This window comes from Glutamicibacter nicotianae (assembly GCF_016907615.1).
GTDB lineage: Bacteria > Actinomycetota > Actinomycetes > Actinomycetales > Micrococcaceae > Glutamicibacter > Glutamicibacter nicotianae.
The window spans coordinates 2,230,051-2,251,891 of record NZ_JAFBCH010000001.1; the positions used below are offsets into that span (position 1 = coordinate 2,230,051).

At 62.5% G+C, this 21,841-nt stretch carries 20 protein-coding genes; 6 read left to right on the forward strand and 14 right to left on the reverse strand.

Annotated elements, in window-relative coordinates; translation table 11 throughout:
- The first annotated feature begins 4 nt into the window (after nt 1-4).
- From zwf to JOE62_RS10675, 6 genes are all read left to right on the forward strand, one after another.
- The gene (gene zwf, locus JOE62_RS10650) at nt 5-1,525 is read left to right on the forward strand and encodes a glucose-6-phosphate dehydrogenase (RefSeq protein ID WP_204722335.1); all 1,521 of its coding nucleotides are present in this window, start codon (nt 5-7) and stop codon (nt 1,523-1,525) included.
- Complete coding sequence (locus JOE62_RS10655; RefSeq protein ID WP_204723277.1) at nt 1,522-2,463, forward strand: glucose-6-phosphate dehydrogenase assembly protein OpcA; 942 nt, start codon at nt 1,522-1,524, stop codon at nt 2,461-2,463. The genes zwf and JOE62_RS10655 overlap by 4 nt, the downstream gene beginning before the upstream one ends.
- Nucleotides 2,453-3,193 carry a 6-phosphogluconolactonase gene (gene pgl, locus JOE62_RS10660; RefSeq protein ID WP_204722336.1) on the forward strand — a complete coding sequence of 247 codons (741 nt, stop codon included), beginning with the start codon at nt 2,453-2,455 and terminating at the stop codon, nt 3,191-3,193. Before JOE62_RS10655 ends, pgl begins: the two co-directional genes overlap by 11 nt.
- A gap of 93 nt (nt 3,194-3,286) precedes the next feature.
- Nucleotides 3,287-4,267 carry an NAD(P)/FAD-dependent oxidoreductase gene (locus JOE62_RS10665; protein ID WP_204722337.1) on the forward strand — a complete coding sequence of 327 codons (981 nt, stop codon included), beginning with the start codon at nt 3,287-3,289 and terminating at the stop codon, nt 4,265-4,267.
- Between the two features lie 193 nt (nt 4,268-4,460).
- Nucleotides 4,461-5,822: a TrkH family potassium uptake protein gene (locus JOE62_RS10670; protein WP_204722338.1), complete on the forward strand. Its 1,362-nt coding sequence runs from the start codon at nt 4,461-4,463 to the stop codon at nt 5,820-5,822.
- Complete coding sequence (locus JOE62_RS10675) at nt 5,815-6,510, forward strand: potassium channel family protein (protein ID WP_052253671.1); 696 nt, start codon at nt 5,815-5,817, stop codon at nt 6,508-6,510. The genes JOE62_RS10670 and JOE62_RS10675 overlap by 8 nt, the downstream gene beginning before the upstream one ends.
- 67 nt (nt 6,511-6,577) lie before the next feature.
- Here JOE62_RS10675 and secG read toward each other — a convergent pair whose 3' ends face one another.
- The 14 genes from secG to JOE62_RS10745 form a co-directional block, all read right to left on the reverse strand.
- Entirely contained in the window at nt 6,578-6,829 is a 252-nt protein-coding gene (secG, locus tag JOE62_RS10680) for a preprotein translocase subunit SecG (protein WP_038990774.1), read from the reverse strand.
- 22 nt (nt 6,830-6,851) lie between these two features.
- Nucleotides 6,852-7,667, reverse strand: coding sequence for a triose-phosphate isomerase (gene tpiA / locus JOE62_RS10685; protein ID WP_204722339.1), 816 nt, complete (start codon nt 7,665-7,667; stop codon nt 6,852-6,854).
- 3 nt (nt 7,668-7,670) lie between these two features.
- A complete protein-coding gene (locus JOE62_RS10690) occupies nt 7,671-8,900 on the reverse strand; it encodes a phosphoglycerate kinase (RefSeq protein WP_022876408.1) in 1,230 nt (409 codons plus the stop codon).
- A gap of 16 nt (nt 8,901-8,916) precedes the next feature.
- Nucleotides 8,917-9,924 (reverse strand): type I glyceraldehyde-3-phosphate dehydrogenase, encoded by a 1,008-nt coding sequence (gene gap, locus JOE62_RS10695; protein WP_022876409.1) that lies wholly within the window; start codon nt 9,922-9,924, stop codon nt 8,917-8,919.
- A gap of 183 nt (nt 9,925-10,107) precedes the next feature.
- Nucleotides 10,108-10,737: a superoxide dismutase gene (locus JOE62_RS10700; protein WP_204722340.1), complete on the reverse strand. Its 630-nt coding sequence runs from the start codon at nt 10,735-10,737 to the stop codon at nt 10,108-10,110.
- A 61-nt stretch (nt 10,738-10,798) separates the two neighbouring features.
- Entirely contained in the window at nt 10,799-11,779 is a 981-nt protein-coding gene (whiA, locus tag JOE62_RS10705; protein WP_038990767.1) for a DNA-binding protein WhiA, read from the reverse strand.
- A 27-nt stretch (nt 11,780-11,806) separates the two neighbouring features.
- Nucleotides 11,807-12,832, reverse strand: coding sequence for a gluconeogenesis factor YvcK family protein (locus JOE62_RS10710; protein ID WP_204722341.1), 1,026 nt, complete (start codon nt 12,830-12,832; stop codon nt 11,807-11,809).
- A gap of 5 nt (nt 12,833-12,837) precedes the next feature.
- Complete coding sequence (gene rapZ / locus JOE62_RS10715; RefSeq protein ID WP_204722342.1) at nt 12,838-13,731, reverse strand: RNase adapter RapZ; 894 nt, start codon at nt 13,729-13,731, stop codon at nt 12,838-12,840.
- A gap of 9 nt (nt 13,732-13,740) precedes the next feature.
- Nucleotides 13,741-15,684 (reverse strand): excinuclease ABC subunit UvrC, encoded by a 1,944-nt coding sequence (uvrC, locus tag JOE62_RS10720; protein WP_204722343.1) that lies wholly within the window; start codon nt 15,682-15,684, stop codon nt 13,741-13,743.
- A 3-nt stretch (nt 15,685-15,687) separates the two neighbouring features.
- On the reverse strand, nt 15,688-16,359 hold the full coding sequence (locus tag JOE62_RS10725) for a lysophospholipid acyltransferase family protein (protein WP_038990762.1): 672 nt from the start codon (nt 16,357-16,359) through the stop codon (nt 15,688-15,690).
- Nucleotides 16,360-17,064: an HAD hydrolase-like protein gene (locus tag JOE62_RS10730; protein WP_239543334.1), complete on the reverse strand. Its 705-nt coding sequence runs from the start codon at nt 17,062-17,064 to the stop codon at nt 16,360-16,362.
- An 86-nt stretch (nt 17,065-17,150) separates the two neighbouring features.
- Complete coding sequence (gene uvrA, locus JOE62_RS10735; RefSeq protein ID WP_204722344.1) at nt 17,151-20,021, reverse strand: excinuclease ABC subunit UvrA; 2,871 nt, start codon at nt 20,019-20,021, stop codon at nt 17,151-17,153.
- A 229-nt stretch (nt 20,022-20,250) separates the two neighbouring features.
- Entirely contained in the window at nt 20,251-20,946 is a 696-nt protein-coding gene (locus tag JOE62_RS10740; protein ID WP_204722345.1) for a hypothetical protein, read from the reverse strand.
- Nucleotides 20,915-21,814, reverse strand: coding sequence for a hypothetical protein (locus JOE62_RS10745; protein ID WP_204722346.1), 900 nt, complete (start codon nt 21,812-21,814; stop codon nt 20,915-20,917). Before JOE62_RS10745 ends, JOE62_RS10740 begins: the two co-directional genes overlap by 32 nt.
- Nucleotides 21,815-21,841: the final 27 nt, after the last annotated feature.

Sequence of the window (21,841 nt, forward strand, 5' to 3'; positions counted from 1 at the left end):
ACGAATGAGCAATCCACTACGCGACGCCCGCGACCGGCGGCTTAGCCGCATTGCCGGTCCGGGCGCGCTGGTGTTCTTCGGAATCACCGGCGACCTTGCCCGCAAGAAGCTCATGCCAGCGGTCTACGACCTGGCTAACCGCGGACTGCTTCCCCCGAACTTCGCTATCGTCGGCTTCGGCCGCCGCGACTGGACGGCGCAGGACTTCGCCGCCCAGGCCCGCGAATGGATCCTGGCCAGCGCCCGCACCCCCTTCAACGAAACAGTTTTCGCCCAGCTGGCGGCCGGCATGCGATTCATCTCCGGTGCTTTCGACGATGACGACGCCTACAAGAAGCTCGCCGAGACCCTCGACGAGCTGGCGGAGTCCCGTTCCACCGGCCGCAACCATGCTTTCTACCTCTCGATCCCGCCAAGCTGGTTCGAGGTCGTCTGCCAGAAGCTCTCGGAGCACAAGCTGGCCCAGGACAAGAACCCCGGCTGGGAACGCGTGGTCATCGAGAAGCCCTTCGGCCACGATCTGGCCAGCGCGCGCGAGCTGAACTCCATCGTCGAGTCGGTGTTCCCGCCGGATGCGGTGTTCCGCATCGACCACTACCTGGGCAAGGAAACGGTGCAGAACCTGCTGGCGCTGCGCTTCGGCAACCAGATGTTCGAGCCGCTGTGGAACAACAAGTACGTGGACCACGTGCAGATCACCATGGCCGAGGACATCGGCATTGGCGGCCGGGCCAGCTACTACGACGGTGTGGGCGCCGCCCGCGACGTCATCCAGAACCACCTGCTCCAGCTGCTGGCGCTGACTGCCATGGAGGAGCCCATCTCCTTCGACGCCGACCACCTGCGCAGCGAGAAGGAAAAGGTGCTCACCGCGGTGAAGCTGCCCGAGGACCTGGGGGCGGCCAGCGCCCGCGGCCAGTACACCTCCGGCTGGCAGGGCGCCGAAGAGGTCGTCGGCTTCCTCGACGAGGAGGGCTTCAACCCGAAGTCCAAGACCGAGACCTATGCCGCGGTCAAGCTGGAGATCAACACCCGCCGCTGGTCCGGCGTACCGTTCTACCTGCGTGCCGGCAAGCGCCTGGGCCGGCGCGTCACCGAGATCGCGGTGGTGTTCAAGAAGGCCCCGAACCTGCTGTTCACCGACCATGAGGACGACGAGTTCGGCCAGAACGCCTTCGTGATCCGCGTGCAGCCCGATGAGGGCGCGACCATCCGCTTCTCCTCCAAGGTGCCCGGCACCCAGATGGAGATCCGCGACGTGACGATGGACTTCGGCTACGGCAACGCCTTCACCGAGTCCTCCCCCGAAGCCTATGAACGGCTGATCCTCGACGTGCTGCTCGGCGAACCGCCGTTGTTCCCGCGCCACGAGGAAGTCGAGCAGTCCTGGCGCATCCTGGATCCTTTCGAGGAGTACTGGGCCTCGCTGCCCACCCAGCCGGATCCCTACGCTCCGGGCTCTTGGGGACCTGAAAGCAGCGACGAGCTGATGGCGAAGGATGGAAGGACGTGGCGACGACCATGATGATCGATCTTCCGAACACCACCACCTCCAAGGTGGCCAAGAAGCTGATCTCCTCGCGCCGCACCCACGGCGTGGTGGCGCTGTCCCGCGTGCTGACCCTGGTGGTCATCACCCACGAGGGCTTCGCCGAGAACGCGATCGAGGCGGCGAACCTGGCCAGCCGCGAGCACCCCTGCCGGATCATCGTGGTGGTGCGCGGCAACAAGTCCGAGTCCAACCGCCTGGACGTGCAGATCCGCGTGGGCGGGGACGCCGGCGCCTCCGAAGTGATCGTGATGCGCACCTACGGCCCGGATGTCGTGGCCGACGAGGCGCTGATCTCCGCCCTGCTGCTGCCCGATGCACCGATCGTGGCCTGGTGGCCGCACGGAGTGCCGCAGGACCCTGCCGGCACCGCGCTGGGCAAGCTGGCGCACCGCAGGATCACCGATTCGGCTGAAACCGAAGATCCCACGGCCGCACTGTTCAGCCGCATTGCCACCTACCGGGCCGGCGATACCGACCTGGCGTGGACCCGGCTGACCCTGTGGCGTGCCCAGCTGGCCAGCATCATTGACCTGATCGGCACCGATGGGCTGAACGGCATCACGGTGAAGGGGTCGGATAATTCTCCGTCCACCACCTTGCTGGCAGCCTGGCTGACCATGTGCCTGGACGTGCCGGTGACCATCGCCGCGGACAAGTCCAACGGCGGGCTATCGAGCGTGCGGCTGGCTCGTGAAGCCGGCGACGTCGAGCTCTCGCGGCCTTCCGGGGCCGTCGCGCACCTCTACCTGCCAGGTTCCGCCCCGCAGCGCATCTCCTTGGCGCGCCGTTCGGTGGCCGAATGCCTGGCCGAGGAAATGCGCCGCCTGGATGCCGACGAGGTCTTCGGCGACGTCATCACGAAGGGCCTGGCCTTGACCAACCTGAGGAGCATCAGATCCAGTGATCGCTAGGCAGATTCTCATCCACGAGGATGCACAGGCTACCGCCCACGCCATCGCCGCCCGGCTGATCACCACGATCGCCGATGCGCTGGCGGCCCGCGGTGTCGCCCATGTGGTGGTCACCGGCGGTTCGCTGGGCATCGCCGCCTTGGAAGCCGTCGCGGCCAACCCCGCCAAGATCTCGGTCAATTGGTCGCAGGTGCACTTCTGGTGGGGCGACGAGCGTTTCGTCGCCTCCGATTCGGCTGACCGCAATGTGCGCCAGGCGGCCGCCCTGTTCGAGGCGCTGGACACCCTGGGGCTGGACCGGGCCACCGTGCACGCCATGGGCGCCAGCGACCAGTACGAGACAGCAGAGCAGGCCGCCGCAGCCTACGCCCGCCAGCTGGCCGAGGAAGCCGGAGAAGGCGCGCTGAATCCGGCCTTCGATGTGCTGATGCTCGGCATGGGCCCGGACTCGCATGTCGCTTCGCTCTTCCCCAACCACACCCGGTCGGATGAGCCAGGAGTCATCGCAGTCCACGACTCCCCCAAGCCGCCGGCGGACCGCGTCACGCTCACCATGGGCACGATCAACACCGCCAAGGAGGTGTGGCTGCTCGTGGCCGGCGCCGAGAAGGCCCCGGCACTGGCCGCCGCGCAGCACGAGGTCAACGAGGTTGCCGTCCCTGCTTCGGCTGTGCACGGCACCGAAGCTACCCGTTGGATCATCGACCGCGCCGCGGCCACCTTGCTCTAGCCAACACCTAATCGCCGGTGCCGCGATCCTGCCGATGGCGGGCTCGCGGCACCGGCCTTCGCTTTTCCAGCACCACCTGCCCGAGAGGATTCCATGCTTTCCGCACCGCTGCCCGAAGCCGCGCAGCCCCGCAAGGTCACCGTAATCGGTGCCGGGGTCATCGGCCTGTCCACCGCCCACGAGCTGGCCGCCGCCGGTCACGAGGTCACCGTGATCGCAGACCAGCAGCCGCAGCAGACGGTCTCCTCGGTGGCCGCCGCCATCTGGTTCCCCTACCATTCGGAGAACTCCGAAGCTGCCGACCTGCTGCTCGCCCGTTCCCTGGCACGCTTCGAGCAGCTGTCGGGCATCGCCGAAACCGGCATCGATCTGCGTTACGGGCTCAATCTGGAGGGCTCGGCGGACGAAGACCGCTCCTGGGCGAAGATCGTCACCAACGCCGCCGAAGCCCCGGCAGAAGCCATCCCGCCGATTGCGGCCGCCGGAATGCATGCCACGGTTCCGGTGATCACCATGCCCACCTACCTGTCCTGGCTGCAAGCACAGACCGCGGCCTTGGGCGTGCAGTTCATCTGGCGCACGGTCCATTCCTTCGACGAGCTGCAGGACGATGCCGACGTCGTCGTGCTGGCAGCCGGCCTGCGAGGCGGCGAGCTCACCGGCGACGACCAGAGCGTCTACCCCATCCGCGGCCAGGTGATCCGCCTGGCCAACACCGCAGGACTGTCCGACTGGCTCTGCTATGACGAGCATCCGCAAGGAGTCAGCTACATCATTCCGCGCCGCGATGACATCATCGTTGGCGGTACCGACGTGGACCACGATTTCACCCTCGAAGCTGACCCGCAGACCGCCACCGAGATGCTCAGCCGCGCGATCGGCCTCGTCCCGGAACTGGAAGGCTGCGAGATCCTGGAGCACAAGGTGGGGCTGCGCCCGGCACGCGAGGCGATCCGCCTGGAGCGCATCGAGGGGCATGCGGTGCCCGTCATTGCCGCGTACGGCCATGGAGGCGCCGGCGTGACCCTGTCCTGGGGCACCGCGCAGCGCGTCGTGGAACTGCTCGGCAGCTAGCGATGCCCTCGGCTTGCCGGCAGCCGCGCAGGTACTGCGCGGCGGCCGGTTCAAGCTCTCCCGCGGCGGTCTGGCCGACACCGCCATCGGTGACGGGAATCACCATTGACACCCGTTTTTCCGGGCGTAATATTTCCTTCGTACTCCTCGTCCCACGGTTTCGCGAGACGTTATTCCCACGATTGCGATCTCCATGAATTTTCCCGCACCCCGGCCGGCCGCGCAGCACAGCGTGCGGGCCAAACCGGCACGCGCAGTAGCATTTGCCTTCGCCGGTGCGATTCTCGTCGGCGGATTGCTCCTGTCCTCCCCTGCAGCCAATACCCAAGGCGTCTTCACATCCTTGGTCGATGGGATCTTCACTGCCACGTCAGCGGTGTGCGTGACCGGCCTGACTGTCTTGGACACCGCAACCCACTACACCCTCTTCGGCAAGCTCGTCATCCTCATCCTGATCCAGGCCGGCGGCCTGGGCCTGATGCTAATTGCCTCGCTGCTGAGCATGCTGGTCATCGGCCGCATTGGCTACCTCACCCGGCTATCCACCCAACGCGAAAGCTCCGCGGTAACAGGCGAAGACGTGCGCACCGCCGCATTGATGATCATCAAGCTGTCGCTGGCCATCGAATCCGTCGTGGCGGCCATCTTGGCCATCCGCTTCGGGCTGGCCTACGGCGACGAACCAGCCGGTGCGATCTGGCATGGCGTATTCCATGCAGTCTCGGCCTTTAATAACGCGGGCTTCGCCCTGTTTTCGAATAACCTGATGGACTTCGTCGCTGACCCGTGGCTCTGCATCCCTATCAGCCTCGCCATCATCCTTGGCGGCCTGGGCTTCCCGGTCCTGGTCCAACTGAGGCAGCACTGGCGGAACACGCTGAAATGGAGCATGAACACCCGTCTGGTTCTACTGATGACCGCATTGCTGCTCGCTGGCGGCACCATCTTCATCACCGCTATGGAATGGTCCAATCCGAAGACGCTCGGCGAGCTCGAACCTGCGCAACGGATCCTGGCCGGATTCTTCCAATCTGTGCAGACGCGCACCGCAGGCTTCAACTCCATCGACATCGGCGCGATGCATCCAGCCTCCTGGCTGGGCATGGATGTGCTGATGTTCATCGGCGGCGGACCGGCCGGCACCGCCGGCGGCATCAAGATAACCACGGCCGCGATCCTGCTGTTCATCATCATGACCGAGCTGCGCGGCGAGACCGCAGTCAACGTCCTGGGCAAGCGGCTCTCCCGCTCGGTACACCGCCAAGCCATCACGGTGGCGCTGCTGGGTGTCGCGGCGGTGTTCTCCGGCACGATGGGCCTGCTGCTGCTCACCAACTATTCCCTGGACCGCTGTCTCTTCGAAGCCACCTCGGCCTTCGGCACCGTCGGGCTGTCCACGGGCATTACCCCGGACTTGCCGGATCCCGCCAAAGGCATTCTCATCGCGTTGATGTACCTCGGCCGCGTCGGTGTCCTCTCGCTGGGTTCCGCGCTTGCCCTGCGCGATCGAAAAGCACTCTATGAACTCCCCAAGGAAAGGCCTTCAATTGGCTAAGCTACTGAATTTTCGCAATGATGCCAAGGGACTGCCCAAAGCCCACTCCGTGGCGGTGATCGGGCTCGGGCGCTTCGGAGAATCCCTTGCCCTGGAACTGATGAAGTCAGGCACCCAAGTTCTAGGCATCGACGTGCACGAGAACAACGTCCAGTCGCTGAATGGCGAATTGACCCAGGTGGTCCGTGCCGACGCATCAAGCCGCGAAGTCCTGGAACAGCTCTCGATCCACGAATTTGACCGTGTGGTGGTGGCCGTGGGCAGCCACCTGCAGTCATCCATCCTGTGCTGCTCGCTCTTGGTCAGCATGGGGATCCCGCAGATCTGGGCCAAGGCGCAAGATGATCGGCATGGACTGATCCTGGAGCAGCTGGGGGTCCATCACATCGTCTACCCGGAGAAGGACATGGGCAAGCGTGTTGCCCACCTGGTGCGCGGATCCATGATGGACTACCTGGAGGTCGATCCAGGCTATGCCATGGTCAAAATGAGCGCGCCAGCCACGTTGCATGGGGTGAAGCTCAGCGATGCGGCGGTGCGCAACAAGTACCGGGTGACCATCGCGGCCACGACCAATGCCGCCGGCGAATGGCAGAACACCGACGGCAACACCGTTCTTAGCACCGGAGACAAGATTCTCGTGCTTGGCTCGATTGCCGATACGGAGAAATTCGGGCAACTGGCCTGATGACGCGCATGAGGCGCCCTCCACGTGATGTGGAAGGCGCCTCTTGGCTGCTGCGGAAGGTTGCTGCCTAGGCTTCGACGCTGAATCGAAGCACCAGGGCAAGGCCGATGATCACGGCACCCCAGATCAGACCGAGAACAATGGTGATCCGGTTCAGGTTGCGCTCGGCAACACCTGAAGATCCCATGGAGCTGGTCATGCCGCCGCCGAACATGTCGGACATACCTCCACCACGACCCTTGTGCAAAAGGATCAAAAGGGTGAGCAGGACGCTTGTGATGCCCAGCAATACCTGCAGAATGATCTTGATAATATCCAAGTCGACGGTTCCTTAGTTAGATTCAGTCGGTGACGAGATGATGCTCGAACCTGACAATATTAGCAAATTCCTCGGCATCCAGGCTGGCACCGCCAACCAACACGCCATCGACATCGCGCTCGCGCATGATCGATGCGGCATTTGCTGCCTTAACACTACCGCCATAGAGCAGTTGCGTCTTCTCGGCAATCTCCGCTCCGAAGCGCTCGGCCAGCGCACCGCGAATCGCGGCGCACATTTCCTGCGCGTCGGCCGGTCCCGCAACTTCACCGGTACCGATGGCCCACACCGGCTCGTAGGCGATGACCAGGTTTGCGGCCTGCTCAGCGGTAACGCCTTCCAGCGACTGCGCCAACTGTTCCAAGGTGAAAGCCACGTGCTCGCCGGCCTTGCGCACTTCCAGGCCTTCGCCGACGCAGAGCATCGGTGTCAGCTCGTGGCGGTACGCGGCTGCCAGCTTGGCGGCGATCACCTGGTTGGTCTCGTTGTGGTACTCGCGACGCTCGGAGTGGCCTACCAAAACGTAGGTGCAACCGAGCTTCTTGAGGAACTGGCCCGAGATTTCACCGGTGTACGCGCCTGAATCCTTTGCCGACAGATCCTGGGCACCGTAGACGATGTCCAGCTTGTCGCCCAGGGTCAGTGTCTGCACGCCGCGGATGTCGGTGAAGGGAGGGAACACAGCGACCTCGGCACGATCGTAGTTGTGTTCGTGGTCCTTGAGGGTCCACGCCAGCTTCTGGACAAGTGTGATGCCCTGGACGTGGTCCATGTTCATCTTCCAGTTGCCAGCGATCAGTGGCTGGCGCACGTAGGCGCCGTTCTGCGAAATAGTCATTTCCTAGCCTTCCAATGCGGCAACGCCCGGCAGGGTCTTGCCTTCGAGGTACTCCAATGAAGCTCCGCCACCGGTGGAGATATGACCGAAGTCCTCCTCCGAGAAGCCCAATGCGCGGACAGCTGCGGCTGAATCGCCACCGCCGACGACGCTGAATGCTTCAGAGTTAGCCAATGCCTGCGCTACGGTGCGGGTGCCTTCCGCGAACGCCGGAATCTCGAATACGCCCATCGGACCGTTCCAGAATACGGTGTTGGCGCTGGTGATGTAGCTTGCGAACTGCTCCGCCGACTTCGGTCCGATATCCAGACCCAGCCCGGTGGAGCCGAAGCTTGCTTCCTCGATCTTGTCTGCTGGCAGAATCTCATGCGCCGCATCGGCGCCGAACTTCTCAGCGACAACGACGTCAACAGGAACGATGATCTCGCAACCCAGCTGCTCGGCACGCTTGAGGTATTCCTGGCAGGTAGCGATCTGGTCTTCCTCCAGCAGCGAGCCGCCAATGGCGTAGCCCTGTGCCTTCAGGAAGGTGAACGCCATGCCGCCGCCGATCAAGAGCTGATCGGCCTTGCCCAGCAGGTTGTCGATGACTGCAAGCTTGTCCGAAACCTTGGAGCCTCCGAGCACAACAACGTATGGGCGCTTAGGGGCTTCGGTCAGGGTCTTCAGAACCTTGACCTCGGTTGCGACCAGGTCACCCTGGTAGCTAGGGAGCAAGCTGGCAATGTCGTAGACGGAAGCGTGCTTGCGGTGCACGGCGCCAAAAGCGTCGTTCACGTAAGCGCCGTTTTCGCCGGTCAGTGCCGCAAGTTCCTTGGCGAACTCTTCGCGTTCTGCGTCGACCTTGGAGGTTTCGCGAGCATCGAAGCGAACGTTTTCCAGAACCAGCACGGAGCCTTCGGCCAAGTCTGCCGCGGCCTTGCGAGCGGATTCGCCCACAACATCCTCGGCGACTGTTACGTCAAAGTCTGCAAGTTCGTTCAAGCGCTGTGCTGCAGGTGCGATCGAGTACTTCGCATCAACCTGCCCCTTAGGGCGGCCCAGGTGCGCCATCACGATGACTTTTGCACCCGCTTCAACCAGCTTGGAGATGACCGGCAAGGATGCGCGTACGCGGCCGTCATCGGTCACAGTTGCACCGTCGAGCGGCACGTTCAGGTCGCTTCGGACCAGAACGTGCCGTCCGCGGACACCGTTGTCAGCGATCAATTCGTCAATAGTGTGAGAAGACATATCTCTAGGTTATCGACTAGAGGCTTGATCCCACGAATCCAACGAGGTCAACAAGTCGCGAGGAGTAGCCCCACTCGTTGTCGTACCACGAAACAACCTTCACGCTGTTGCCCATAACGGTGGTCAGACCGGAGTCGAAGATCGACGAGTTAGGGTTGGTGACGATGTCCGAGGAAACCAGTGGATCGGTCGAGTATTCCAGAACGTCCTTCAGCGGACCTTCGGAAGCGGCCTTCTCGAATGCAGCGTTGATTTCCTCAGCGGTTGCGGTGCGAGCCAGGTTGACGGTCAGGTCGGTTGCCGAACCGGTTGGAACTGGCACGCGCATTGCGTAACCGTGCAGCTTGCCCTTGAGCTCCGGCAGTACGACGCCGATGGCCTTGGCAGCACCGGTCGAGGTAGGGATCAGGTTCAGTGCAGCGGCACGTGCACGACGTGGGTCGCTGTGTGGAGCATCCTGCAGGCGCTGGTCAGCGGTGTATGCGTGGATGGTGGTCATCAGGCCGTCAACAATGCCGAACTCGTCGTTCAGGACCTTGGCCAGTGGAGCCAAGCAGTTGGTGGTGCATGATGCGTTGGAGATGATGTTGTGGTTTGCAGGATCGTACTTGTCCTGGTTAACACCCATCACGATGGTGATGTCTTCATCGGTAGCTGGAGCCGAGATGATGACCTTCTTGGCACCGGCTGCAATGTGCTTCTTGGCGTCTACAGCCTTGGTGAAGAAGCCGGTCGATTCGATGACGACATCGACCTTCAGTTCACCCCATGGAAGGTTTGCTGGATCGCGCTCGGAAAGAACCTTGATGCGACGTTCACCGACGACGATGGTGTCACCATCTACGGATACTGCCTCGCCCACTGGGCCGAGAACAGAGTCAAACTTCACCAGGTGAGCAAGCGAATCGATTGAACCAAGGTCGTTGACGGCGACAATTTCGATGTCTGCCTTGTGGGCCAATACTGCACGCAGGAAGTTGCGTCCGATGCGACCGAAACCATTGATACCAACACGAGTTGTCACGTGACTATCTCCTCTAAACGGGATGATTGTGCCACGACCGTTCACAGACGGAAGTGGCCTTCTTTAAGAGGACACTCCGTTGTGCCGTGCTTGCGGATCCCAGCAGAAGCTGGAATCCGCAACACACTAGAAACATACTACGCTATATCAGCGGAGAATGTGAGCTAACTTACCAGGTAAGTATTACTTGCCTGGAACGATCAGCGATGCTGCACCGTTGCGTGCGGCTTCGAAACGAGCCTGGACATCTGCCCAGTTCACGATGTTCCAGAAGGCCTTGACGTAGTCTGCCTTGACGTTGACGTAGTCCAGGTAGAAGGCGTGCTCCCACATGTCCAGCATCAGCAGCGGGGTGGTTGCCACTGGGATGTTGCCCTGCTGATCGTACAGCTGCTCGATGACCAGCTGGCCGCCCAGTGCGTCGTAGGCCAGGATTGCCCAGCCCGAGCCCTGCAGGCTCATGGCAGCAGCAGTGAAGTGGCCGCGGAATGCGTCGAACGAACCGAAGAAGTCGTCAATGGCAGCTGCCAGCTCGCCCTCAGGCTTGTCGCCGCCTTCTGGGGACAGGTTGTTCCAGAAGATCGAGTGGTTGGTGTGGCCGCCCAGGTGGAAAGCCAAGTCCTTGGACAGCTTCGGGATGTTGCCGAATTCGCCCTTTTCGCGAGCTTCAGCCAACTGCTCCAGTGCCGAGTTTGCGCCTGCAACGTAGGTTGCGTGGTGCTTGGAGTGGTGCAGTTCCATGATGCGAGCCGAAATGTTCGGCTCCAGTGCGGCGTAGTCGTACTGCAGTTCTGGCAGTGAATAAACAGCCATGATTCTCCTCAATCTTCTCAATTGGTTGAATCTCCACGGGAGGGCTCCCGCGGGGACATTTTTAGTGTTCCAGTTCTTCTCCTGGAACGCTGGACTCCGTACCTGGTATTCCCAGATCGCTCGCCTTTTTATCCGCCATAGCCAAGAGGCGGCGAATTCGGCCAGCGATGGCGTCCTTGGTCATTGGCGGTTCGGCCATGCGGCCGAGCTCATCCAAGGAGGCTTGCTTGTGCTCCAGGCGCAGCAGCCCCGCATAGCGCAGGTGCTCTGGAACCTCGTCGCCCAAGATTCCCAGCGCACGCTCGACGCGCGCCCCGGCAGCGACCGCCGCCTGGGCACTGCGCCGCAGGTTGGCGTCGTCGAAGTTCGCCAGGCGGTTGGCGGTGGCGCGCACTTCCTTGCGCATGCGGCGTTCTTCCCAGACCATCAGCGCATCGTGGGCGCCCATGCGGGTGAGCAGCTGGGCGATGGCATCGCCATCACGGATCACTACGCGGTCAACGCCGCGCACCTCGCGGGCCTTGACCGTTAGACCCAGGCGGCGAGCCGCACCGACCAGGGCCAAGGCGGCTTCTGGTCCAGGGCAGGTAATTTCCAATGCGGAACTGCGTCCGGGTTCGGTCAGCGAACCATGGGACAGGAATGCGCCACGCCATACCGCTTCGGCGTCGGCGGTGGAACCGTTGACGATGACCGAGGGCAGGCCGCGTACCGGCCTACCGCGCTGATCAAGCAGGCCAGTCTGGCGGGCCAGTACTTCTCCATCCTTGGACACGCGCACGATGTAGCGGCTCCCCTTGCGGATGCCAGAACCGGAAACCATTACGATCTCGGCATCGTGCCCGTACAGCTCGCCAATAGCGATCTTCAACCGCCGGGCGGTTGCTGCCAGATCCACTTCTGCTTCGATGACAATTCGTCCGGAGACAATATGCAGTCCGCCGCTGAAGCGCAGCATGGTCGAAACCTCGGCCTTGCGGACCGACGGCTTGCGAATCTCTACCCGCGACAGCTCGTCTTTGACGGAAGCCGTCAATGCCATGAATCAAACTCCCTTACTTGGATCTTCCTAAGATCCGATCGCGGTAAACACCTCATGATAGGCCGCCGCTAGTCGCAACGGGTCGTGCACGGCACGACCGTCAGATACTCCTACTGTACTAAAAAAGACCCGCGCGCCGAGTTTTTGCGCTGCCAGCTCAAATCGCTCTTTGTTACGAATCTTGGATTCGTCGGCGATAATCGCATCGAACTTGATCTCGGGTGCGTAGCGGACCAGCACCTCCAAGTGCGCGGCGGCATCCATCCCGGCGGTCTCGGCGGTGTCGAAGGCCAGATTCATGGTCAGCAGCTTCTTGGCCGTTGTCGATGCCAGAGCTTGGCGCATGTCTGGCAGCAGCAGATGCGGCAGCACCGAGGTGTACCAGGATCCGGGACCAAGAATCACCCAGTCCGCCAGATCGATAGATTCCAGCGCTTCGGAGCAGGCCGGCGCATTGGATGGTTCCAGATAGACATTGGTGACCAGTCCGCCAGAACCGGCGCGGGCCAGCTTGGCCTGCCCATCGATGCGGCGGCGCACCAAGGTGTCGTTCACCGGATCCGATTCGAGTACCTCGCCATGGATGGACAACGGAACGGTGCTCATCGGCAGGACCTGGCCGCGGGCGCCGAGCAGCGCCCCGGCCCAGCGCAGTCCAGCTACCGGGTTGTCGAGCAACTCCCAGAGAGCAAGGATCAGCAGGTTGCCAACGGCATGGCCGTTCAAGGGCTCTTCGATGTTTTCGGTCGATTCGAAGCGGTACTGCATGACATCGCGCCAGGTCCGACCCCAGTCGTTGTCATCGCACAGCGCAGCCAAGGCCATGCGCAAGTCGCCCGGGGGCAGCACATCGAACGAGCCCCGAAGGCGCCCGGAGCTGCCGCCGTCATCGGCCACCGTAACGATGGCGGTGAGGTCGGTAGTCAGGCGGCGCAGGGCAGAAAGCGAGGAGGACAAGCCATGTCCCCCGCCCAAGGCAACCACCGATGGGTTGCGGTAATCATCGCTTCGCGTCAGTCCCTGGATCGGGATTGGACCTGTGGCAAAGGCCATGGCTCCTACTCACGCCCCAGATCTCGGTGGCTGATGTTCACCCGTACGTTCGGGAACTGTGCCAGCCGCCGGCCCAGCTCGATGGTGGTTGCCACCGAACGGTGCTTGCCGCCGGTGCAGCCCACCGCGATGGTCGCGTAATGCTTGTTCTCGCGGCGGTAGCCCTCGAAGACTGGTTCAAGCGCCTTGAGGTAGTTCGTGATGAACTCGCTGGTGCCTTCCTGGCTGAGGACATAGTCCGAGACTTCCTTGTCCTTGCCCGTCTGCGGGCGCAGTTCAGGAACCCAGTGGGGGTTGGGAATGAAGCGGACGTCTGCCACGTAGTTGGCGTCTGCCGGCAGGCCGTACTTGAAGCCGAAGCTCATGACGTTGATGCGCAGGATGATCGGCCCGGATTCGCTGAACAGCTCATTGACTGCACGCGCCAGGTCGTGCACCGACATGGTAGTGGAGTCCAGGATGATTTCGGCGGCTTCGCGCAATTGGTCGGTGATTCCACGTTCGCGCTTGATGCCGTCGACGATGCGGCCGTCGTTCTGCAGCGGGTGCGGCCGGCGTCCCTGCTCGAAGCGGCGAATCAGCACCTCGTCGCTGGCATCCAGGTAGACCAGCCGGAATTTCACTCCGCTGGCCGTCAGGTTCGCCAACGCGTCGCGGATCTCCGGGAACATTTCCTTGGAGCGCACGTCCATCACGACAGCCATCTTCGGAATGGAACCCTGCGAGCGGCTCATCATCTCGGTCAGGGGTCCGAGCATGGCCGGTGGAAGGTTCTCCACCACGTACCAGCCCTGGTCTTCCAGAGCATGCGCGACGGTGGTGCGACCGGCACCTGACATGCCTGTCACGATCACGAGTTCGGACTCAGGGGGTTTTACTGCTTCATACTCAGCGGTCATATCACAAGGCTAGTCGACAATTTCGCCGGTAGTCATATTCACACCGGTTAATGAAGCGTCTTCTAGGGACTCTTTGATGGAAGTAGCAAGTTTTTCACCGACGCCGGGCACTTCCATCAGTTCGGCGACGCTTGCGGCCCGGATCTTCTTCATCGACCCGAAGTGCTTGCGCAGGGCGGCCTGCTTGGCCTTGCCCAGGCCCGGGATGGCATCCAGATCGGAAGCGATCATCGATTTGGCCCGCTTGGCCCGATGGAAGGTGATCGCGAAACGGTGGGCCTCGTCACGAAGCCGCTGGACCAGATACAGCGAGGCGGAAGCTCGCGGCAGGATCACCGGGAACGGATCATCCGGCAGCCACAGTTCCTCCAGGCGCTTGGCCAGGCCGACGACGGGAATATCATCGATTCCCAGATCGTCCATGGCCTTTTGCGCGGCGGCCACCTGCGGCGGGCCGCCATCGACGACCACCAGGGAAGGCGGGTAGGAGAATTTCTTCTTTTCCTGCTCGCCGGTGGCTTCATCCACTTCCCCGGTGGCGAAGCTCGTCGGGTCGACCTTTTCCTTCAGGTAGCGGCTGAAGCGGCGGTAGATCACGTCGTACATGCTGGCGGTATCGTCGCGTGCGGCGTCCCCGGTGATGGAGAACTTGCGGTACTCGCTCTTCTTCGGAAGACCGTCCTCGAAGACCACCATGGAAGCGACCACGTTAGTTCCCTGGGTATGCGACGCGTCATAGCATTCGATGCGCAGCAGCGCCTGCTCTGCTCCCAGGGCATCCTGCAGTTCCTGCATGGCCAGCGATCGCGTGGTGATATCGCCTGCGCGCTTCGATTTGTGCAGACGCAGCGCTTGTTCCGCGTTCTCCACAACGGTGGTTGCCAACGCCGCTTTATCGCCTCGCTGGGCGACGCGCAGGGAGACCTTGGATCCGCGCAGCTCGGTAAGCCAGGTGGTGACATCCTCGATGTCTTCAGGCAGTGCCGGAACCAGGATTTCCTTGGGAATCCGGTCTGCGTGATCGGCGTAAATCTGGGTGAGCAGCTGCTCGACGAATTCTGCGTCGGTGGTATCTGCGACCTTTTCAACGACCCAGCCGCGCTGCGAGCGGATGCGGCCGTCGCGGACATGGAAGACCTGCACGGCGGCTTCCAGCTCATCGCCATGGATGCCGAAGATGTCGGCTTCGGTCCGGTCGTCAAGGACCACTGCGTTGCGTTCGAAGACCCGGTTCAAGGCAGCGATGTCATCGCGATAGCGGGCGGCCTTCTCGTATTCGAGCTCCGCGACGGCTTCCTGCATCTTCACGGTCAGCGCCTTGGTGAACTTGGTCGCCTCGCCGCCCATGAAGGTGCAGAGGTCATCGGCCAGTTGGCGATGGTCTTCCTCGCTGATCCGTCCGACGCAGGGAGCTGAGCACTTGTCGATGTAGCCCAAGAGGCACGGACGGCCCGAGGCTTCGGCACGCTTGAACACGCCGGGTGCGCAGCTGCGCACGGGAAAGACCCGCAGCAGCGTATCGAGGGTTTCGCGGATGGCCTTGGCCGGATAGAACGGGCCGAAATATTTCACGCCCTTGCGCTTGTCACCGCGCATCACCAGGGCGCGCGGGTACTTCTCATTGAGCGTGACAGCCAGGTACGGGTAGGTCTTGTCGTCGCGGAAAACGATATTGAACCGGGGGTTGTATTCCTTGATCCAGGAATACTCCAGCTGCAGCGCTTCCAGCTCGGACCCCACCACGGTCCATTCCACAGACCCGGCGGTGAAGACCATCGCCCGGGTTTTGGGCGTGAGCCGATCTGGGTTGGCGAAGTATGAGGTCAAGCGGTTGCGCAGGACCTTGGCTTTGCCGACGTAGATGACCCGGCCGTGTTCGTCGCGGAAACGGTACACGCCCGGTTTCGTGGGGATGTCCGAGGTCTTCGGACGGTAGCTTGCCGGATCAGCCATGGCCTATTTCGCGTCCGGCGGCAGCTGGTTGTAGGAATCGACGCGTTCCTGGCCGGACAGTTCGGCGATCGCATCCACTATCCGGTCTGTGGCCTGGCGGCGCTGCGGCAACGGGTGCTTGCGTCCCAGCTGGTCGAAGTACAGCGGCTCGCCATAGTGGATCTGGAATTTGGCGGGCTTGAAGCCCTTGGAGCCAGCAGGCTGCAACTTCTCCGTGCCGATCAGCCCGACCGGGACCACTGGCACACCGGTGGTCAGCGCCAGCCAGCCCACGCCGGTGCGTCCCCGGTAAAGCTTGCCGTCGCGCGAACGGGTGCCTTCCGGGTAGATTCCGATGCCTGAGCCGCCCTCGATGATTTCCACCAGCGAGTCGAGCGCCGCCACGGAGGCCGCCTGCTCGCCACGCTGCACCGGGATGGATCCCACGGATTCGAAGAAGGTTTTCATCATCTTGCCCTTCAGGCCAGGAGTGGTGAAGTATTCAGCCTTCGCGAAGAACGCCACGTCGCGCGGGGTCAGCGCCTGGATGATCAGGGAGTCGAAAAAAGACAGGTGGTTGGAGGCGACAATGAAGCCGCCTTCTTTCGGGACGTTCTCCAGCCCGGTCACTTCCGCACGGCAGACGCCGTGGATGATGCCCCGAATCGACGAACGGGTCATGGTGTAGATGCTCATCTACTTTGCACCTTCCTGCATGAAGTCTTCGTCGAAGTTAATGGTGTTTGCCCGTTCCGCGCCGAGCAGCAGCACGGCCAGATCCCGGGCGGTCACGGCTATGGCGTCCGCCTGCTGCAGTTCATCGCCCTGGGCAAAGCCCCAGGCGACACCGATGGATGCCACCGAATTCTCGCGGGCGGCATCCCAATCGTAGTGACGGTCCCCCACCACGACGCTGCGCTCCGGGTCCAGCTGGCCGTGTTCCAAAGCCTTGGCGACGATGTGCGTCTTGCTCGAACCCATGCTCCCGTGTTCATCCGCATTGCCGTGAATCGCGTCGAGATGCTCATCCAGCCCTTTTCGGGCGATGAGCTGGCGCGCGATGTTGATCGGCTTGGCCGTGGTCACCGCGACGTGGATCCCGGCCGATCGCAATGCGTCCAAAAGCGGCACCATGCCCGGGTAGATCACCGATTCGGCCATGCCCGTATCCGCATACCGGGCGCGGTAGGCGGCAATGATGGAGCCGATGTTATCGTCGGTGACCCCGTCGAGCGTACGCAAGCCGATTTGCAGGGGCGGGCCCACCAGCGCCTCGACCCGGGCTTCGCCCGGATCGGCCAAACCATGGGAGGTCACCGCGTGGCGGATACCCGAAGTGATGGCACCGGCAGGGTCCACGAGGGTCCCATCCAGATCAAAGAGCACACTTGTTACCGACATATTCACCTAGCCATCTTCCCATGAAGCGGACGCGGGTTAGCAATCCATAACTGAAATTGCATATGTCGAACATTCTCTGCGAGGCATTACAGGATCTCGGCGAGGAACTTTCCGGTGTGCGAATCGGCCACCTTGGCCACCTTCTCCGGGGTGCCAGTGGCCAAAATCGTGCCACCGCCCGAACCGCCTTCCGGACCCAAGTCGATCACCCAGTCCGCCGACTTGATCACATCCAGGTTGTGCTCGATGGTCAGCACGGTATTGCCCTTGTCGACCAGCCCCTGCAGCACCTTGAGCAGCTTGCGGATATCTTCGAAGTGCAGGCCGGTGGTCGGCTCATCCAGGACGTAGATCGAGCGGCCATTGGACCGCTTCTGCAGCTCGGCAGCGAGCTTCACGCGCTGGGCTTCGCCGCCCGAGAGCGTGGTGGCCGGCTGCCCCAGGCGCACATAGCCCAGGCCCACGTCCACGAGCGTGCGCAGGTGGCGGGCGATCGGGGTGAATGCGCTGAAGAATTCGGCGCCTTCGGCAATCGGCATGTCCAGCACGTCGGCAATGTTCTTGCCCTTGTACAGCACCTGCAGGGTCTCGCGGTTGTAGCGGGCACCATGGCAGACCTCGCACGGCACATACACGTCGGGAAGGAAGTTCATCTCGATCTTCAGCGTGCCGTCGCCCGAGCAGGCCTCGCAGCGCCCGCCCTTGACGTTGAAGGAGAAGCGGCCCGGCTGGTATCCGCGCAGCTTCGCCTCATTGGTCTCTGCGAACAGCTTGCGGATGTGGTCGAAAACGCCCGTGTAGGTGGCAGGGTTCGATCGCGGGGTACGGCCGATCGGCGATTGGTCCACGTGGACCACCTTGTCCAGGTGCTCCAGGCCCTGTACACGGGTGTGCCGGCCCGGCACCTGCTTGGCACCATTGAGCTTATTGGCCAGCACCTTGTAGAGGATGTCGTTGACCAGGGTGGACTTGCCCGATCCGGACACGCCGGTCACCGCGGTCAGCACGCCCAGGGGGAATTCGACCGAGATGTTCTGCAGATTGTTCTCGCTGGCTCCGACCACCTTGAGCTTGCGGTCCTTGTCGACCTTGCGGCGCTTGGCTGGGATGTCGATCTGCTTGCGGCCCGAAAGGTAGTCGCCGGTCAGCGACTTGGTGTTCTGCTTCAGGTCTTCCAGGGAACCGGAATGCACCACTTCGCCACCGTGCTCGCCGGCGCCCGGGCCGATGTCCACGATCCAGTCGGCTTCGGCGATGGTGTCCTCGTCGTGCTCCACCACGATCAGCGTGTTGCCCAGCGAACGCAGGTGCAGCAGGGTGTCGATCAGCCGGCGGTTGTCGCGCTGGTGCAGGCCGATGGACGGCTCGTCGAGCACGTAGAGCACGCCCACCAGGCCGGAGCCGATCTGAGTGGCCAGGCGGATGCGCTGCGCCTCGCCGCCAGACAGGGTGCCGGCGGCGCGTTCCAGGGTCAGGTATTCCAGCCCGACGTCCAGCAGGAACTTCATGCGCGCGTCGATTTCCTTGAGCACCTGCGCGGCGATTTGCGCCTCGCGTGCGCTGAGCTCGATCGAGGAGAGGAATTCCGCGGCACTGCGCAGGTCCATGGCGGAGACCTCGGCGATGGAGCGCCCGCCCACCAGGACCGAGAGCGATGCCGGGTTCAGTCGCGCGCCGCCGCAGGTAGGGCACGGGATCTGGCGCATGTACTGCTCGTAGCGGTCGCGCGCGTGGTCGGATTCGGTCTCCTGGTGCTTGCGGTGCACATAGGAGATGACGCCCTCGAAGCCGGTGGAGTACTTGCGTTCGCGGCCGAAGCGGTTCTTGTACTGCACGACCACCTTGTGGTCCTTGCCGTTGAGGATCGCTTCGCGGGCGGCGGCCGGCAGGTCCTGCCAGCGGGTGTCCATGGTGAAGCCGAGCTCATTGCCCAGGCCCTCGATCAGCCGGTTCCAGTATTCGGTGGTGGCCTTGCCCAGCGACCATGGGGCGATCGCGCCCTCGGCCAGGGTGACCTCGGTGTCCGGTACGATCAGGTGCTCGTCGACTTCCAGCTTGGTGCCGATGCCGGAGCAGGCCGAGCAGGCACCGAACGGGTTATTGAAGGAGAATGTGCGCGGTTCGATCTCATCGATGGCCAGCGGGTGCTCATTGGGGCAGGCCAGGTTCTCGGAGAACGCGCGCACGCGCTTGGGGTCATCCGCGTCCAGGTCGACGAAGTCGGCCAGCACGCGGCCTTCGGCAATGCCCAGGGCGGTTTCGATGGAGTCGGTCAGGCGCTGGCGGGCGTCTTCCTTGATGGCCAGGCGGTCCACCACCACCTCGATGGTGTGCTTGACCTGCTTGGCCAGCTTTGGCGGATCGTTCAGCTGGATGGTTTCACCGTCCACCCGGGCACGGGCGAAGCCCTTGGAGGAAAGCTCGGCGAACAGGTCGACGAATTCGCCCTTGCGCGAGCGCACCACCGGGGCGAGGATCTGGAAACGGGTCTTCTCCGGAAGCTCCATCAGCTGGTCGACGATCTGCTGCGGCGTCTGCTTGGAGATCGGTTCGTGGCAGATCGGGCAATGCGCACGGCCCACACGCGCCCAGAGCAGGCGCATGTAGTCGTACACTTCGGTAATCGTGCCCACGGTGGAGCGCGGGTTGCGGCTGGTCGACTTCTGGTCGATGGACACCGCTGGCGACAGGCCCTCGATGAAATCCACATCCGGCTTGTCCACCTGGCCGAGGAACATGCGGGCGTAGGCTGAGAGCGATTCGACGTAGCGGCGCTGGCCTTCGGCGAAGATGGTGTCGAAGGCCAGGGAGGACTTGCCCGAACCGGACAGGCCAGTGAAGACGATCATCGCGTCACGCGGCAGATCAATGTCCACGTTCTTCAGGTTGTGCTCGCGGGCCCCCTTGACGACCAGGCGAGTCAGATCTGTTCTTTTGCTCTCTGCAGTAATAGCCACGAAGCAATACTAATCGAAAACTGCTTCGAATACATGTACGAATGGATGCAACTCACAGTTAAATCAGGAAACCGCTGATCCGGCGCTCGGAGAGCGCGCCAGGCCACCGCCCAAACAAGTCCAAGCGCTGGACTGCCAACAAGGTACTGCCCGCGAATGACTGCTGGGCTGTTCGCTCGCGGACAGTCCGCCGCCTCCATTCGGCACCCCAAGCACAGCGCCGTGGACTCTACTTATCGACGGATTCCGGGGCTGGATCGGTGGCAGACGGCATGGTGTAAGCGGTCAAGCCCTTTTCGCCTTCCAGGACCACGGTGGCGCCTTCCTGGTAGCCGGCCCGCTGGAATTCGGCGAACAACGGCAATTGATCGCTCTTTTTGCGAGTGTCGCGGTCGCAGGACTGGACTGTCGTTGCCGGCAACAGGTTCGCGGTGTCCTTGTCATTGCCCGAGCGTTGCACGTCGACACCTTCAAGTTCCATGGTGCACAACACGGTCTGCCCCAACCCTTGCTCGATGCCGACGGCTTTCCCGCTGTCGATGTCGACGACCTGCGCGCCTTCGGCTAGCGGCAAGACCACTGACTTGTCACCGGCCAGGAATTGCTGCTGCAAGCGCAGTTTCTTCACCAGTTCATTGTCGGCCATATCCGGCATGGGGAAGCTCCACTTTTTCTTGCCGCTGTGGACATCGATGCCGACGAAATTTCCCTCGAAGTTCTTGATGCCGCCGAGCTTGGCAGTGCCATCATCTTGGGCATTGACCTCGGCAGTACCGGAATTGATCTGGCAGGTCACCAGGGTGCTATCGGTGTGAACGCCGTACAGATCGAGGATGCCCAAGCAGGAGTAATCCGCGCCGGGCAACGACCAACGGCCATCGCCGGTCTGCGGGTCAAGCCCCACCAGCATGGAATCCGTTGCCATATCCCACTCGAAATCCCCCCCCGCCGAGTTCAAACTGGTAGAAGGTGCGATTGCCGGAGCCCACCAATGTACTTTGTTCCCCGTCGAAGGTCTCCCAAGCCCAGCCTCCGCCCGTGGAGTAGTGCTCATCGTAGATTTCTTCGTAGTCCTTGCTCCACGCCAGAGCTCCCTCATGGGCATAGCTCAGGACCGATCTGCCGGATTCCTGGTTGCTGGAGATGGAAAGCCCTTCACCGAGGTAGTAGTCCCCGAGATTTTTCTTCGGATCAGGCATTTCGCTGGCCTTCTTTGCCTTCTTCCAGCTATTCGAATGCCAGTCGTAGTAGTAGTCGGCAATGTTCCCTCCGGTGTCGGGGCTGGCCGCGATCGTGCACCAGCTGTTGTCGCATTCAGTGGGGCGATCGATGTTGTAGAGGGATCCCGGATCCTTGGATACCCGCTGCCCGGTTTTCAGGTCGAGCACCGCGGGCCGCACCTTATCCTTCTCCACCAGCTGCAGCAGTGACACGTATTTCTTGCCATTGTTTTCCACCACGCTGACCTCGAAGGCAATGCCGGATGGCGTGTTGCCGACTCCGGACTTCTCCTTCCAGATTTCTACTCCGGTGGCCAGGTCCCGGGCTACGAGATAGGGAGTCTTGCCGTCCAGCGTGTAGGCGAGCACGATACTCTCAGCCTCGTCGACGTGGGCTTCGGAGAGCAGTTTGTCCTTGCTCGTCCATGCGGCCTGCACTTGTTCCTGCCCCAGATCCCGCACGGGCTGTTCGGTCTCAGTGGCGGAGCATGCGGCTAGCGTGCCCAAGAGCAAGGTGGCCCCGAGGGCGGCAGCCAGCTGTCGGTGGCGGTTCGTGGTGCGCAATGCTTTCATGGGCGGACTCCCAATTGTCTTGTTCTC

Bases quoted from the DNA above. Each gene is read 5' to 3' on its own strand.
- JOE62_RS10725 (WP_038990762.1), bottom strand. From the start codon at position 16,359: ATGAGCATCTACACCATGACCCGTTCGTCGATTCGGGGCATCATCCAC.
- JOE62_RS10700 (WP_204722340.1), bottom strand. From the start codon at position 10,737: ATGGCTGTTTATTCACTGCCAGAACTGCAGTACGACTACGCCGCACTG.
- rapZ (WP_204722342.1), bottom strand. From the start codon at position 13,731: ATGACCGCTGAGTATGAAGCAGTAAAACCCCCTGAGTCCGAACTCGTG.
- JOE62_RS10745 (WP_204722346.1), bottom strand. From the start codon at position 21,814: ATGAAAGCATTGCGCACCACGAACCGCCACCGACAGCTGGCTGCCGCC.
- JOE62_RS10655 (WP_204723277.1), top strand. From the start codon at position 1,522: ATGATGATCGATCTTCCGAACACCACCACCTCCAAGGTGGCCAAGAAG.
- whiA (WP_038990767.1), bottom strand. From the start codon at position 11,779: ATGGCATTGACGGCTTCCGTCAAAGACGAGCTGTCGCGGGTAGAGATT.
- tpiA (WP_204722339.1), bottom strand. From the start codon at position 7,667: ATGACTATTTCGCAGAACGGCGCCTACGTGCGCCAGCCACTGATCGCT.
- JOE62_RS10670 (WP_204722338.1), top strand. From the start codon at position 4,461: ATGAATTTTCCCGCACCCCGGCCGGCCGCGCAGCACAGCGTGCGGGCC.
- uvrC (WP_204722343.1), bottom strand. From the start codon at position 15,684: ATGGCTGATCCGGCAAGCTACCGTCCGAAGACCTCGGACATCCCCACG.
- zwf (WP_204722335.1), top strand. From the start codon at position 5: ATGAGCAATCCACTACGCGACGCCCGCGACCGGCGGCTTAGCCGCATT.
- JOE62_RS10690 (WP_022876408.1), bottom strand. From the start codon at position 8,900: ATGTCTTCTCACACTATTGACGAATTGATCGCTGACAACGGTGTCCGC.
- JOE62_RS10730 (WP_239543334.1), bottom strand. From the start codon at position 17,064: ATGTCGGTAACAAGTGTGCTCTTTGATCTGGATGGGACCCTCGTGGAC.
- JOE62_RS10710 (WP_204722341.1), bottom strand. From the start codon at position 12,832: ATGGCCTTTGCCACAGGTCCAATCCCGATCCAGGGACTGACGCGAAGC.
- JOE62_RS10740 (WP_204722345.1), bottom strand. From the start codon at position 20,946: ATGGCAACGGATTCCATGCTGGTGGGGCTTGACCCGCAGACCGGCGAT.
- JOE62_RS10665 (WP_204722337.1), top strand. From the start codon at position 3,287: ATGCTTTCCGCACCGCTGCCCGAAGCCGCGCAGCCCCGCAAGGTCACC.